Source organism: Pseudomonas sp. Mn2068 (assembly GCF_049319725.1).
In the GTDB taxonomy this organism is placed as follows: Bacteria; Pseudomonadota; Gammaproteobacteria; order Pseudomonadales; family Pseudomonadaceae; genus Aquipseudomonas; species Aquipseudomonas gingeri.
This window is the reverse complement of the sequence record NZ_JBMOUG010000001.1, coordinates 404,834-417,738: the sequence shown is the minus strand read 5'-3', so window position 1 is coordinate 417,738 and position 12,905 is coordinate 404,834. Positions and strand designations below refer to the sequence as shown.

Sequence of the window (12,905 nt, the reverse complement as noted above, 5' to 3'; positions counted from 1 at the left end):
GCTGGGTCGCCAGGTTCAACCCGGACCGCGTTCGCCATCGTCCACCAGGCCCCAATCCTTCACATCCAGCTCCCGTGCCGCCACCGGCGGTGCGGGCGGTGTGTTCTGCTGGGCGAGCGCGCCGTTGTCCTGATGCAACTTCAGGCGCAGGCGCAGGTTGTTCACCGAGTCGGCATTCTTCAGCGCTTCCTCTTCGTCGATCGCGCCTTCCACCACCAGGTGGAACAAGGCCGTGTCGAAGGTCTGCATGCCGCTGATCTCGGACTTCTCCATGATGCCCTTGAGCTCGGAAAACTCGTTGCGCTTGATGAAATCGCGAATCGTCGGCGTGCCCAGCATCACCTCCACCGCCGCCCGGCGCTTGCCGTCGGTGGTGCGCACCAGTCGTTGCGAGACAAACGCCTGCAGGTTGTTGCCCAGGTCGTTGAGCAGTTGCGGGCGACGGTCTTCCGGAAAGAAGTTGATGATCCGGTCCAGCGCCTGGTTGGCGTTGTTGGCATGCAGGGTGGAAATCGCCAGGTGCCCGGTGTCGGCAAAGGCCAGGGCATGCTCCATGGTTTCGCGATCACGGATCTCGCCGATCAGGATCACATCCGGAGCCTGGCGCAGGGTGTTCTTCAGCGCCGCATGGAAGCTGCGGGTGTCGACCCCCACTTCACGCTGGTTGATGATCGACTTCTTGTGCCGGTGGATATACTCCACCGGGTCCTCGATGGTGATGATATGGCCGCTGCTGTGGCGGTTGCGGTAGTCGATCAGGGCCGCCAGGGAGGTGGACTTGCCCGAGCCCGTGGCGCCGACGAACAGCACCAGGCCACGCTTCTCCATGATGGTTTCCAGCAGTATCGGCGGCAGCTTGAGGTCCTCGAAGCGGGGAATCTCCAGCTTGATGTTACGGGCGACAATCGAGACCTCGTTGCGCTGCTTGAAGATATTGACCCGGAAACGCCCGACACCCGGCAATGACATCGCCAGGTTCATCTCCAATTCCCGCTCGAACTGCTGGCGCTGCTCGGCGTCCATGATACCGTCGGCGATCAGCGCCACCTCTCCGGCCTTGAGGGCTTCGGTGCCCAATGGCTTGAGCACGCCGTTGAACTTGGCACACGGTGGCGCCCCGGTCGACAGGTACAGGTCCGAACCGTCCTGGGCGGCCAGGGTTTTCAATAACGCGTGGATTTCCATGGCAAAGGTGTCCGCAATACAGTCAATTGAGGTTTGAACAATTAATCCGGTGTCATTTCGAATTGGCAATGGTCTACAGCTTGGCGGGATAATAAGCCGCCGCGCAACTCAAAGCTTCACCTTCAAGGCAGGTTTATGAACGGATCGATCCCCGACAACGACGTCGCCACTCTCATGGGCCACCAGGACTGGTCCCACGGCCCCCTGGGCGCCATCGATGGCTGGCCCCAGAGCCTGCGTACCGCAGCGGATATCGTCACCCATTCGCCCATGCCGATGCTGCTGCTCTGGGGAGCACGGCTGGTACAGATCTACAACGACGGCTTCGGGCGCCTGATCGGCGACCGCCATCCCCAGGCATTCGGCCGGCCGGCAGACGACACCTGGCCGGATTACCAGGATTTCAACGCGCCGATCTTCCAGGCCGTACTGGAAGGCCAGACCCGCAGCCTGCCGGAGCAGCATTTCGGCGTGCACCACGGCGGGGTGAGAATCGACCTCTGGCTGGACCTGACCTACAGCCCGGTGCGCGATGAACAGGGCAAGGTTGCCGGCATCCTGGTCACCGCGATCGAAACCAACGAACGCCGGCGCCTGGCCCTCGAACTGCAACAGCGCTCCGAAGCCAGCATCAAGGCCCAGCAGGACAGCGAGGAGCGCCTGCAACTGGCAATGGCCGCCACCGGCACCCTCGGCACCTGGGACTGGGATATCGACCAGGACCGCTTCGTCACCGATGCGCGATTTGCCCGGCTGCACGGCGTCGACCCGGCACTGGCGGCGCAGACGCCCCTCAGCGTGTACATGGAGAGCGTTCACCCGGAAGACCGTGGCTTGGTGGCCCGCGGCATCAAGCATTGCCTGGAGAACAACACCGAGCACGCCGAGGAATACCGGGTCCAGGCCAATGGCCAGATACGCTGGGTGTTCGCCCGTGGCCGTTGCTACCAGGGCCCCCACGGCCGGGCCCAGCGCTTTGTCGGCGCGGCCCTGGACATCACCGAGCGCAAGCACAGCGAACAGGCCCTGCGCCAGAGCCAGACCGAGCTGCAACTGGTGATCAATGCCGTGCCCGCGCTGATCGGCTATGTCGACCGCGAGGAACGCTTTCGCCTGAACAACAGCGCCTATCTCGACTGGTTCGGCAAGACGCCCCAGGAACTCTACGGCAAGACCCTGCGCGAAGTGCTCGGCGAGCACGCCTACGCCCAGCGCGCCGAGCATATCGCCGGCGCGCTGGCGGGCAAGGCCTGCAGTTTCAGCGTCGACAGCCCGCACCGCGACGGCCGCGACCGGCATGCGGCGATGCGCTACCTGCCACGTTATGGCCTGGACGGTGCGGTCAACGGTTTCTATATCTTCGTCAGCGACGAAACCGAGCGCAAACAGACCGAAGAGGCGCTGCGCAACCTCAATGAAACCCTCGAAGAGCGCGTGGCCCAGCGCACCCGGGCGCTGGCCGAGTCGAACCAGCGCCTGCAGAACGAAATGTTCGAGCGCGAGCGCGCCGAAGATGCCCTGCGCCATGCCCAGAAGATGGAAGCGGTCGGCCAGTTGACCGGCGGCATCGCCCACGACTTCAACAATATGCTGACCGGGATCATCGGTAGCCTTGACCTGATGCAGCGCTACATCGCCGCCGGGCGCAGTACCGAGATCGGCCGTTTTGCCGATGCCGCGGTCAGTTCGGCCCAGCGCGCGGCGGCCCTGACCCACCGCCTGCTGGCCTTCTCCCGCCGGCAATCGCTGGACCGCAAGCGCATCGACCCGAACCAGCTGGTGCAATCGCTGGAAGAACTGTTCAGCCGCACCAAGGGCGCCCATATCGAACTGCAGGTCCGCCTGGGCCAGGATATCTGGCCAGTGAACACCGATACCGGGCAGTTGGAAAGCGCCCTGCTCAACCTGGTGATCAATGCCCGCGATGCGATGCCCGACGGCGGCACGCTGTTGATCGAGACGGCCAACAGCTACCTCGATGGCAGTGATATCAGCACCCTGGAGTCGGTCAAGGCCGGGGATTACGTGATGATCGGCGTCAGCGACAACGGCACCGGCATGAGTCCGCTGATCCTGGCCAAGGCCTTCGATCCGTTCTTCACCACCAAGCCGATCGGCCAGGGCACCGGCCTGGGGCTGTCGATGATCTATGGTTTTGCCCAGCAATCCGGCGGCCATGTCACGCTGCAAAGCGAGCCCGGTGCCGGCACCTGTGTGCGTCTTTACCTGCCGCGTTTCCATGCCATGGCCGACGAAGCGCTACCCGCGCCCGACCACCCGCAGTCGCCGACGGCCGCCGCCGACGAATCAGTGATGGTGGTGGAGGACGATCCGGCGGTGCGCATGCTGGTGCTCAACGTGCTGGACGAGCTGGGCTACACCGTCCATCCGGCCGCCGATGCGCGCACCGCCCTGCCGTTGCTGGAGTCGTCGCTGCGCATCGACCTGCTGGTGACCGATGTCGGCCTGCCGGGGATGAACGGCCGGCAGCTGGCCGAGATCGCCCGCCAGCATCGGCCGGGACTCAAGGTGCTGTTCATGACCGGTTATGCGGAGAAAGCCGCCGAGCGCCAGGGCTTTCTCGAAGAGGGCATGGACCTGATCGCCAAGCCCTTTACCCTGGATCTGCTGGCCAACCGGGTGCGCGACATGATCGGCCACGCGGACTGATCTTCAGGCATAATCGCGCGCCCTGTCGTCCGCCCCACCGTTTCAAGGTAACCCGTCAATGAAAGCCCAAGCCCGTCATATCCTGGTCAAGACCGCCGAGGAAGCCGAACAGCTCAAGCAGCGCATCGCCAAGGGCGAAGCGTTCGATGTCCTGGCCAAGAAATACTCCACCTGCCCTTCGGGCAAGCGCGGCGGCGACCTGGGGGAAGTCCGCCCGGGGCAGATGGTCGGCGCGATTGACCAGGTGATCTTCAAGAAGCCGTTGCGTACCGTGCACGGACCGATCAAGAGCAAGTTCGGTTATCACCTGGTGCAAGTGTTCTACCGCGACTGAAGCGCAGAACCGCGTCATCGTTCTTCGCGGGCAAGCCCGGCTCCCACGGATCGTAGTCGTGTGGGAGCCGGGCTTGTCGGGACGCCGCATCGCCGCGAAGAGGCCCGCAGGAACGACACTCAACTTCGGAGAATCAACGCTCCGCGCACCTGGATCACCCGGCTCGCCAGCCGATGCCCGGCCAGCGCGGCTTGCTGCGGATCGCCGCCGGTCAGGCGACTGGCGAGATAGCCGGCACTGAACGAGTCCCCGGCCGCCGTGGTGTCCACCACGGTCTCGACCTTTTGCGCGGGCACTTCGAACGCCTCGCCGTCACAGCGGATCAGGCAACTCTCGGCACCGCGCTTGAGCACCACTTCCGACGTGCCGATCTGCTCGTAGGCACTGAATACCGCCGTGCCGTCGGCATGGTCGAACAGTGCCTGCTCGTCTTCCAGGGTCAGCAAGGCCAGGTCGACATACGGCAGGATCGAACGATAAGCCGCGCGTGCCTGCTCGACACCCGTCCAGAGACGCGGCCGATAGTTGTTGTCGAAGACGACCCGGGTGTCGCCACGACGAGCCTCCTGCAGCACCGCAATCAGCTTCTCCCGGCCAAGCTCGCCGAGCACCGCCAGGGTGATGCCGCTGAAATACAGCACATCGTAGTCCGGCAGCGCCGCGAGGATCGGCGCCGCCGCTGGCGTGGTGAAGCAATCGCGGACCGCCGCCTCGTTGCGCCAGTAGAGGAAACGGCGTTCGCCACGGGCGTCGGTCTGGATGCAGTAGAGGCCGGGCAACCGTCCGGGCAGGCGCTGGACCTTGTCCAGGCCGATCCCCTCTTCGGCCCAGATCCGGCACATGGCGTCGCTGAAGCTGTCGTCCCCCAGGGCCGTGACGTAGTCCACCGAGCCGCGGCCGGCCAGTTCACGACTGAGATAGACCGCGGTGTTCAGGGTGTCGCCGCCGAAGCTCTGCTGCAGGCTGCCATCGGCGTGTTGTTGCAGTTCGATCATGCATTCGCCGATCAGGGCGATGCGCGGTGGTGGCAGGTTCAGGGTGGTCATTCGGAATAATCTCGCGGTATCGGGGCGGGGCTCTTCGCGGCAGTCCGGCAAGCCCGCCCCACAAGTGTCGAGCCTTGTGGAAGCGGGCTTGCCCGCGAAAGCGCTATCTCTTTAGAAACAGGTGTCGAAGGTCTCGATCACGCTCAGTTGCTCATCGACAATGCAGCCCACGCGCCACTTGTCGAAGGTCAGGCACGGGTGGGAGGTGCCGAACGAGACGATATCCCCGACCCGCAGCTCGCAGCCTGGCGCCACGGTCATGAAGGCATGCTGGTCCATCACCGCCGTGACCTTGCAGGCACTGACATCCTCGCCCGCTGCCGGTACCACGCCAGCCTTGTAGCGCAGCAACGGCACCGGCAGGCCGGCGTCGAACGCCACATCGCGCTTGCCCAGGGCGATCACCGCGAAACCCGGCTCGGGCATCGACTGCACATGGGCCCAGACCTCCAGTGCCGGACGCAGACCTTCGCCGAGGTCGCCACGACGATGCAGCACACAGCACTGGGCCTCCTTGTAGATGCCATGATCATGGGCCACGTAGCTGCCGGGGCGCAGCACGCTGAGGAAACACCCGTCGGCATCCTGGGTCTCGAACTCTTCGGCGATCAGGTCGTACCAGGCCGAACCCGAGGCCGTGATGATCGGCTTGCCGATATCGAACGAACCGCTGTTCTGCAAATGCACCGCCAGGCGTACCAGCGAGCCGGCGAAGGCGCGGATGCCGCTGACGGCCTCGTCGCCGTGGATCACCCCCTCATAACCTTCGATACCGGTCAGCGCCAGGGCCGGCTGGGCCTTGATCGCCTTGGCCAGGTCCAGCACTTCCTGTTCGCTGCGGCAGCCGCAACGCCCGCCGACCACGCCATATTCGATCATCACATTGAGCCGCAGGCCGCGCCCGGCGAAGAACTCGCCCAGGGCCGCGACATTGTCCGGATGATCGACCATGCAGTGGAACTCGAACTGCGGATCGGCCAGCAACTCGGCGATCAACGCCATGTTCGCCGTACCGACCAGCTGGTTGGCCATCAGCACCCGCCGCACACCGGCGGCATAGGCGGCGCGGGTCTGTACCGCCGTAGCCAGGGTCAGGCCCCAGGCGCCCTGGGCCAACTGACGCTGAAACAGTGCCGGGACCATGCTGGTCTTGCCGTGGGGCGCCAGTTCGGCACCGCTGCGGCTGACGAAGTCCTGCATCCAGCGGATATTGTGTTCCAGCGCTTCGCGGTGCAGCACCAGGGCCGGCAGGCTGACGTCACGGACCAGTTGGGCACCGACGGCGGCCGCGCCTTTCTCCACGGCGGGAATGTTCATGGCAACAGGCATTTCAGACTCCTTGACAGGCACGGCCGCAGCCGCGGCTATTCGTTGATACGACGGGCCAGGTTGTTCGCGCTGTCGATCAGCACCCGGCGATAGTCGTTGTAGTTTTTCTTCGCATCGGCCCGTGGCGCGACGATACACAGGGTCGCGATGCAGATGCCGCGCTCGTCCTTGACGGGCGCGGCGAAACAGTGGGTAAAGGTGTCGGCGACGCTATCGAAGGAAAAGAACCCGTCGATACCGGCCTGGCGGATTTCCCCGAGGAACACCTCCAGTGGCAGGCGCTGGCCGTCCGGCAGGATAAAGTCGTCGGGGTCGATCAGGTCGATGATTTCCTGGTCGCTCAGGTGCGCCAGCAGCAGGCGCCCGGACGCGGTCCACGGAATCGGCGCGTTTTCACCGATATCCGAGGAGATACGGAAATGCCGCTCGCCCTCCTTCATCAGCGCCACGGTGTACTTGCGCCCGTTGAGCAGGCACATCTGTGCGGTTTCGTGGGTCTGGCTGACGATTTCCTGCAGGGCGTGATCGGCCTCGCGACTGAGATCGAAATGACGCAGGTGGGCCTGGCCGAGGAAATACAGCTGGCGGCCCAGGTAGACATGCCCCTCCTTGCCGACGGTTTCCAGGATCCGTCGCTCCAGCAGCGACGCCACCAGTTCGTAGACCGTGGACTTGGGGCTGCCGATGCCGCTGGCGATATCGTTGGGGCGCAATGGCTGGCCGATTTCCTTGAGGTAATCGAGGATATCGAACGCCCGGTCCAAACCTTTTGCCCGGCGCTTGATGGTGTCTTCGGTCATGTCAGTGCAATCCCATTGAAAAATTGCCGGGGAGTTTACCCATTGTCCCGCGCCGACCGTTAGGCCGCTTTCGCGGCCCTCAGGCGATCACTTCTTCTTGTACGCGATGCAGTCGATCTCGACCTTGCAGTCGACCATCATGTTTGCCTGCACACAGGCCCGCGCGGGGGCGTGTTCAGGCTTGAAGTACTCGGAAAAGACCTTGTTGAAACTCCAGAAATCCCGTGGGTCTTCCAGCCAGACGCCGGCGCGCACCACGTCTTCCAGGCCATAACCGGCTTCTTCGAGAATCGCGATCAGGTTCTTCATGGTCTGGTGCGTCTGCTCGACGATACCGCCGACAATGATTTCACCATTGAGTGCCGGTACCTGGCCGGACACATGCAGCCAACCATCGGCTTCGACGGCACGGGCGAAAGGACGAGGCTGACCGCCACCCGCGGTGCTGCCGGTGCCGTAACGAGTAATGCTCATGATGTTCTCCTTGAATGAAAGTTAAAAACGCGTGTTCTTGAGGAACTCCGCGAGACGCGGCGATTGCGGGCGCTCGAACAGTTCTTTGGGTGGTCCCTGTTCTTCAATGCGCCCCTGGTTCATGAAAACGATCTTGTCCGAGACTTCGAAGGCAAAGCGCATCTCGTGGGTGACCAGCAACATGGTCATGCCCTCCTCGGCCAGGCCCTTGATCACCGCCAGCACTTCGCCGACCAGTTCCGGATCGAGGGCCGAGGTCACTTCGTCGAACAGCATCAGGCTCGGGTTCATCGCAATGGCCCGGGCAATCGCGACGCGCTGCTGCTGGCCGCCGGACAATTGCCCCGGGAAGTGATCGCGGCGCTGTAGCAGGCCGACCCGGTCCAGCCATTTTTCCGCCAGGGCGACGGCCTGGTCCTTGGGCAGCTTTTTCACCTTGAGCAGGCCCAGGGTGACGTTCTGCAAGGCGGTCAGGTGCGGGAACAGGTTGAACTGCTGGAACGCCATGCCGGTCATGGCCCGATGCTGGGCGATGACTTTTTCCGGGTGGCGAACGCGCTTGCCGTTGACTTCGCTGTAGCCGATGGACTCGCCATCGAGGGTGATCTGCCCGCCCTGGAACTCTTCCAGCAGGTTCACGCAGCGCAACAGCGTGGTCTTGCCCGAGCCGCTGGAGCCGATCAGCGTGACCACGTTGCCACGCTGCATTTCCAGGTCGACGCCCTTGAGCACTTCGACCTGGCCGTACTGTTTGTGCAGGCCGCGAATGCTGAGCAGCGCTTGCTTGTCGTTTTGACTGGTAGTCGGAATCATGGCAACGCCACCCGCTTTTCAATATGCCGACCGAGCAGTTCGATGGCGTAGTTGATGATGAAGAACAAGAACCCTGCGAACAGGTAGAACTCCAGGGTCATGAAGGTCCGCGCGATCACCTGCTGGGTGCTGAGCAGCAACTCGGCGACACCGATCACCGACAGCAGGGTCGAGGCCTTGACGATCTCGGTCGACGAGTTGACCCAGGTCGGCAGGATCTGCCGCAGCGCCTGGGGCAACAGCACGTAGCCGAGGGACTGGTAGAAGGTCAGGCCGATGGCCTTGCCCGCTTCCAACTGGCCACGGGGGATCGCCTGCAGCGAACCCCGGACGATTTCCGCGACGTGGGAGCCGCAGAACAGCGTCAGGCCCAGGGCACCGGCCTGGAAGGCACTGATCTGCCAGCCCAGTGCCGGGGCCATGTAGAAGCAGGCCAGCACCAGGACAAACACCGGGGTGCCGCGGATCAGGTCGACATACAGGCGGAACGGCACGCGCATCCAGAACCTGCCGTAGGTCAGCACCAGCCCGGCGACGATACCGATCAGCGTGCCGCAGACAATGGCCAGGGCCGAACACTGCACGCTGGTCAGAAAGCCCTGCCACAGGGTGTCCCGGGCGACCCACAACTCATGGAGCCAGCTTGGGGATTCGTACATGGGGGACTCCTAGCGGCGAATCGCCAGACGCTGTTCGAGGTAACGCAGCATCATGGCAATGAGGTAACAGGCAACCACGTAGAGCGCGGTGGTGACCATCCAGGTTTCGATCACCCGGTAGCTCTCCACGTTGATCTTGCGGGCGTAATAGGTCAGCTCCGGCACGGCGATGGCCGCGGCCAGGGAGGTGTCCTTGAACAGCGAGATGAAGTTGTTGGACAGCGCGGGCAACACGTTGCGCAACATCACCGGGACGGTCACGTAGGCCCGCACCTGCCATTCGCCGAGGCCGATCGCCAGCCCGGCCTCGCGCTGGCCCTTGGGAATGCTCAGCAGGCCGGAACGGAACACTTCGGTCAGGTAGGCACCGGCGTACAACGACAGGGTGATGATGAACGAGGGGATCTTGTCCAGCCGGATGCCCAGGCTGGGCATGGCGAAGTAGATCAACAGGATCAGCACCAGGATCGGCGTGTTACGGATCACCGTGACATACACCGAAGCCACCACCCGCAATGCGCGATGCCTGCTGAGCAAGGCAAACGCCATCATCAGGCCGATCACGCAGCCGATGGCAATCGACAGCAGGGCCAGTTCCAGGCCCAGGCCGAGCCCTGCCAGCAAGCTGGGGAAATCGCGCCAGACGGCGGCAAAGTTCAACTGATAGTTCATGGTTCAGAGTACCTTCGACAAGGCGCCGCCAGCGGCGCCCTGCCCTTGACGGATCACTTGAATTCGACGGGGAAACCGATCTCCGGGGACGGCAGGTCCACGCCGAACCATTTCTTGAAGGACGCCGCATAGGTCGGGAACTCGACGCCGGTCATGGACTCATGCAGGGCGGTGTTGACGAAGTTCAGCCAGTCCTGGTCGCCGCGCTTGACCGCGCAGGCGTAGGTTTGCGGGCTCCAGGCGTAGGCCGGGCTGCGGTAGCGGCCAGGGTTCTGCACCATCAGGTACTTGACCGAGGACTGGTCGGTGGCGGCGGTGTCGGCACGACCGGAGTTCACGGCCTGGTACATCAGGTCGACGCTGTCGTACTGGTCGACCTTGGCCTGTGGCAGCGCCTGGTGCACCAGTTCTTCGGCATACACGTTCTGCAGCACGGCCACGGTGACCTTGTCGCCGGCGGCCTTCAGGTCATCGATTTCCTTGTACTTGCTGTTGACGGGCAGCAGCAGGCCAACGCCCTCGCGGTAGTACGGCAGGGTGAACGCCACCTGCTGGGCGCGGCTGGCGGTCACGGTGATGAACTGGCAACTGATGTCGACCTTGTCGGTCAGCAGGTTGGGAATCCGTGCGTCGGAAGACTGCACCACGTACTCGACCTTGCTCGCATCATTGAACAGGCCCTTGGCGATCATCGCGCCGATATCGATATCGAAGCCCTGCAACTTGCCATCCGCACCCTGGAAGTGCCACGGCGCGTTGGTGCTGCCGGTGCCGACGATCAGGTGACCGCGCTTGAGCACGCTGTCGAGCTTGCTGTCGGCGGCCTGGGCGGCCCCGGCCACGACCGCCGTGGCGGCAAAAAGAAAAGCACACGCTTTGAACAAGGAAGGTACGCGATGCATGACGTTGCACTCCGATGATGTGTGTTCCGTTATACCGGAACTTAGTATGTAACAACGGAATAGAGAGCAGAAAGTGTGCCACAGGAACCTGACATCACCTAGCCATACAAAAAAGGCCATACGAATCAAAGAGATAGAATTTTCCAGGAAAACACTGTTACGGGAGGTGGCAAAGCACAGTGCTACGGAAAGCAACGTGACAGTGGGTGCCAAGGCCCCAAAGCAGTGCGCAGGTGGGTGATTTCGGGGCGGGCGCCCCTGGGTGGCGAGGGAGGGTTACAGGTCGGGACAGGAGGGTTCGAAGCGCTTTGCGCGTGCACCCGGCGTTGAAGGCGTTCTCAAGCTGGCCGGCATTGCACAGGCACCGAAACAACCTCAGCCGAATCGAGCACTCACTGGGGCAAGACGTTCTGCAAGGGAGCGGATTGCCGGTGCTTCAACGCAGCACCATCACCAGCAACACGGCAAACACCAGCAGAACCGCTGCCATCCCGGCCATGTACAGTACGAATCCTCTAGCCACGCTGATCACCTGAATTGAATTTCGCCGGGGTCTGCCGTTTTTTTGACCCTATTGGCAGGCATTGGCGAATTCTAGCAATGAGCGGCATGTTTTTGACATTAACTTTCGTATGAATCCTTTGGTATTCCGATCAATGGCGATTGGCCACTTGCTGATTCCGTTAGCTGCCTAATAAAAAGCCCTACACTTAATTCAGGGTTAATCCCGGCGATGGAAAGTGAAATCGACCGCGTCAGCGCAGAGCCCTTCTGTCGCCCTCCGCGGCATGTTCAACGCATCGGGTGTTGAACGGAACCTCAAGCCTGCTTCGGAGATACATCATGAAACTTCGTACCCTGCTGATGACCAGTGCCCTGGCCCTGACCGCCGTTGCCGGCGTGGCCCAGGCCGACACCAGCGCCGCGCCCCAGGCAGTGCCCTATCACTACGGCATGCCACTGAACATCGACAAGCTGATCTCCATGACCGAACAGCCCACTTCGGTCTGCAAGGTGATCAACGCCGATATGAAGTTTGTCGACAAGGCCGGGAAGATCGAGGACGTTACCTATCGCAAGATGTCGCAAGCCTGCGATTTCAATAACTGATACCACCGATTTCAGGAGTGGGCCCGCCCACGCAGCTTCCCTGATCGTTCCCACGCTCTGCGCGGGAACGATCGAAGCCCCTTGCGGGGCGACTTATCTGACGCTGTCAAAAGCCTTCAGCATGGACTTCTGCGTAGCCAGCAGACACTCGCGCACCTCATCGCGCGCGCCTTCAAGACGCACCGACGGCGCCACCACGCACAAGGCGTAGGCCGTCTGGTCGATCACCAGTTCGACGCCCATCGCACTGACGCCCGGCATATGCCCGTCGGCGTCGAACGCCACGCCCGTGCGCCGCACATGCGCCAGTTCCGCCAGCAGGTCCGGCAGGTGGGTCTGGGTCCTCGGCGTCAGACTCTTGAGATTTTTCCCCAACAGTTGCGTCACCGCCTCGTCGCTCATGCGCGCCAGCAGCACCTTGCCCCCCGAGGTCGCATGCATGGTCAGGAACGAGCTGGCATCCGGCACCACCCGCAACGGCTGGTTCGACACGGCCATCTGCAGGATCAGCAACTCGGCGCCGCTGGCATGCAACAGGACCACGGTCTCTCCGGTTTCACGGGATAGCTGCTCCAGATAAGGCCGGGCCTTTTGTGTCACATCGACATGGCTGTGGGAGGCCAGGCGCATCAGGGCCGGCCCCAGTCGTACGCCGGCCGGTCCCTGGATTTCCAGCAACTGCTCCAGGGCCAGCGCGTCCACCAGGCGCTGGACCGTCGAGCGCGGCAAGTCGATGCGCTTGGCGATCGCTCCCAGGCTCAGGCCACCCGGTTCGTTTTCCAGGCAGCGCAGGATCGCCGCCGCTCGGGCGATGACCTGGATGCTGCCGCGTTCAGTTTCAGGCACTGACATGGATATTGCTCCTCTGTACCACTGACTGATACAGTGTACCGAATTATTGGCAGCGGTCA

Annotated in this window: 13 protein-coding genes; 3 read left to right on the top strand and 10 right to left on the bottom strand. The window is 63.0% G+C overall.

What is annotated here, in order from left to right:
* Window positions 1-15: 15 nt before the first annotated feature.
* Entirely contained in the window at window positions 16-1,185 is a 1,170-nt protein-coding gene (locus tag ACL9RJ_RS01915; RefSeq protein ID WP_042936475.1) for a PilT/PilU family type 4a pilus ATPase, read from the bottom strand.
* A gap of 135 nt (window positions 1,186-1,320) precedes the next feature.
* Between ACL9RJ_RS01915 and ACL9RJ_RS01910 the strand changes: the two genes are divergently transcribed.
* Both ACL9RJ_RS01910 and ACL9RJ_RS01905 read left to right on the top strand, forming a co-directional pair.
* The gene (locus ACL9RJ_RS01910; RefSeq protein WP_422764801.1) at window positions 1,321-3,855 is read left to right on the top strand and encodes a PAS domain-containing protein; all 2,535 of its coding nucleotides are present in this window, start codon (window positions 1,321-1,323) and stop codon (window positions 3,853-3,855) included.
* 58 nt (window positions 3,856-3,913) lie between these two features.
* Window positions 3,914-4,189: a peptidylprolyl isomerase gene (locus tag ACL9RJ_RS01905; protein ID WP_007932676.1), complete on the top strand. Its 276-nt coding sequence runs from the start codon at window positions 3,914-3,916 to the stop codon at window positions 4,187-4,189.
* Window positions 4,190-4,308: 119 nt separating this feature from the next.
* Here the strand turns inward: ACL9RJ_RS01905 and ACL9RJ_RS01900 are convergent, their stop codons facing one another.
* The 8 genes from ACL9RJ_RS01900 to ACL9RJ_RS01865 all read right to left on the bottom strand — a co-directional run bounded on the left by ACL9RJ_RS01900 (window position 4,309) and on the right by ACL9RJ_RS01865 (window position 10,884).
* Window positions 4,309-5,235: a sugar kinase gene (locus ACL9RJ_RS01900; RefSeq protein ID WP_177118289.1), complete on the bottom strand. Its 927-nt coding sequence runs from the start codon at window positions 5,233-5,235 to the stop codon at window positions 4,309-4,311.
* Window positions 5,236-5,346: 111 nt separating this feature from the next.
* Window positions 5,347-6,564 (bottom strand): amino acid deaminase, encoded by a 1,218-nt coding sequence (locus tag ACL9RJ_RS01895; RefSeq protein WP_422764800.1) that lies wholly within the window; start codon window positions 6,562-6,564, stop codon window positions 5,347-5,349.
* A gap of 35 nt (window positions 6,565-6,599) precedes the next feature.
* Window positions 6,600-7,364, bottom strand: a complete 765-nt coding sequence (locus ACL9RJ_RS01890) for an IclR family transcriptional regulator (protein ID WP_422764799.1) — start codon at window positions 7,362-7,364, stop codon at window positions 6,600-6,602.
* A gap of 87 nt (window positions 7,365-7,451) precedes the next feature.
* Window positions 7,452-7,838 (bottom strand): RidA family protein, encoded by a 387-nt coding sequence (locus ACL9RJ_RS01885; protein ID WP_017128469.1) that lies wholly within the window; start codon window positions 7,836-7,838, stop codon window positions 7,452-7,454.
* Between the two features lie 21 nt (window positions 7,839-7,859).
* A complete protein-coding gene (locus ACL9RJ_RS01880; protein WP_017128470.1) occupies window positions 7,860-8,651 on the bottom strand; it encodes an amino acid ABC transporter ATP-binding protein in 792 nt (263 codons plus the stop codon).
* On the bottom strand, window positions 8,648-9,310 hold the full coding sequence (locus tag ACL9RJ_RS01875; RefSeq protein WP_017128471.1) for an amino acid ABC transporter permease: 663 nt from the start codon (window positions 9,308-9,310) through the stop codon (window positions 8,648-8,650). The genes ACL9RJ_RS01880 and ACL9RJ_RS01875 overlap by 4 nt, the downstream gene beginning before the upstream one ends.
* A 9-nt stretch (window positions 9,311-9,319) precedes the next feature.
* On the bottom strand, window positions 9,320-9,982 hold the full coding sequence (locus ACL9RJ_RS01870; protein WP_177082649.1) for an amino acid ABC transporter permease: 663 nt from the start codon (window positions 9,980-9,982) through the stop codon (window positions 9,320-9,322).
* A 53-nt stretch (window positions 9,983-10,035) separates the two neighbouring features.
* Window positions 10,036-10,884 (bottom strand): transporter substrate-binding domain-containing protein, encoded by an 849-nt coding sequence (locus ACL9RJ_RS01865; RefSeq protein ID WP_017128473.1) that lies wholly within the window; start codon window positions 10,882-10,884, stop codon window positions 10,036-10,038.
* 843 nt (window positions 10,885-11,727) lie between these two features.
* Here ACL9RJ_RS01865 and ACL9RJ_RS01860 point away from each other — a divergent pair.
* Entirely contained in the window at window positions 11,728-11,994 is a 267-nt protein-coding gene (locus tag ACL9RJ_RS01860; RefSeq protein WP_017128474.1) for a DUF2790 domain-containing protein, read from the top strand.
* A gap of 93 nt (window positions 11,995-12,087) precedes the next feature.
* On the opposite strand, the gene ACL9RJ_RS01855 is transcribed toward ACL9RJ_RS01860, so the two are convergent.
* Window positions 12,088-12,846, bottom strand: a complete 759-nt coding sequence (locus tag ACL9RJ_RS01855; RefSeq protein ID WP_017128475.1) for an IclR family transcriptional regulator — start codon at window positions 12,844-12,846, stop codon at window positions 12,088-12,090.
* Window positions 12,847-12,905 lie beyond the last annotated feature (59 nt).

Excerpts from the sequence above, each read along its gene's own strand:
- ACL9RJ_RS01860 (WP_017128474.1), top strand. The coding sequence starts at position 11,728 with ATGAAACTTCGTACCCTGCTGATGACCAGTGCCCTGGCCCTGACCGCC.
- ACL9RJ_RS01880 (WP_017128470.1), bottom strand. The coding sequence starts at position 8,651 with ATGATTCCGACTACCAGTCAAAACGACAAGCAAGCGCTGCTCAGCATT.
- ACL9RJ_RS01890 (WP_422764799.1), bottom strand. The coding sequence starts at position 7,364 with ATGACCGAAGACACCATCAAGCGCCGGGCAAAAGGTTTGGACCGGGCG.
- ACL9RJ_RS01905 (WP_007932676.1), top strand. The coding sequence starts at position 3,914 with ATGAAAGCCCAAGCCCGTCATATCCTGGTCAAGACCGCCGAGGAAGCC.
- ACL9RJ_RS01875 (WP_017128471.1), bottom strand. The coding sequence starts at position 9,310 with ATGTACGAATCCCCAAGCTGGCTCCATGAGTTGTGGGTCGCCCGGGAC.
- ACL9RJ_RS01895 (WP_422764800.1), bottom strand. The coding sequence starts at position 6,564 with ATGCCTGTTGCCATGAACATTCCCGCCGTGGAGAAAGGCGCGGCCGCC.
- ACL9RJ_RS01865 (WP_017128473.1), bottom strand. The coding sequence starts at position 10,884 with ATGCATCGCGTACCTTCCTTGTTCAAAGCGTGTGCTTTTCTTTTTGCC.
- ACL9RJ_RS01885 (WP_017128469.1), bottom strand. The coding sequence starts at position 7,838 with ATGAGCATTACTCGTTACGGCACCGGCAGCACCGCGGGTGGCGGTCAG.
- ACL9RJ_RS01900 (WP_177118289.1), bottom strand. The coding sequence starts at position 5,235 with ATGACCACCCTGAACCTGCCACCACCGCGCATCGCCCTGATCGGCGAA.
- ACL9RJ_RS01870 (WP_177082649.1), bottom strand. The coding sequence starts at position 9,982 with ATGAACTATCAGTTGAACTTTGCCGCCGTCTGGCGCGATTTCCCCAGC.
- ACL9RJ_RS01910 (WP_422764801.1), top strand. The coding sequence starts at position 1,321 with ATGAACGGATCGATCCCCGACAACGACGTCGCCACTCTCATGGGCCAC.
- ACL9RJ_RS01855 (WP_017128475.1), bottom strand. The coding sequence starts at position 12,846 with ATGTCAGTGCCTGAAACTGAACGCGGCAGCATCCAGGTCATCGCCCGA.
- ACL9RJ_RS01915 (WP_042936475.1), bottom strand. The coding sequence starts at position 1,185 with ATGGAAATCCACGCGTTATTGAAAACCCTGGCCGCCCAGGACGGTTCG.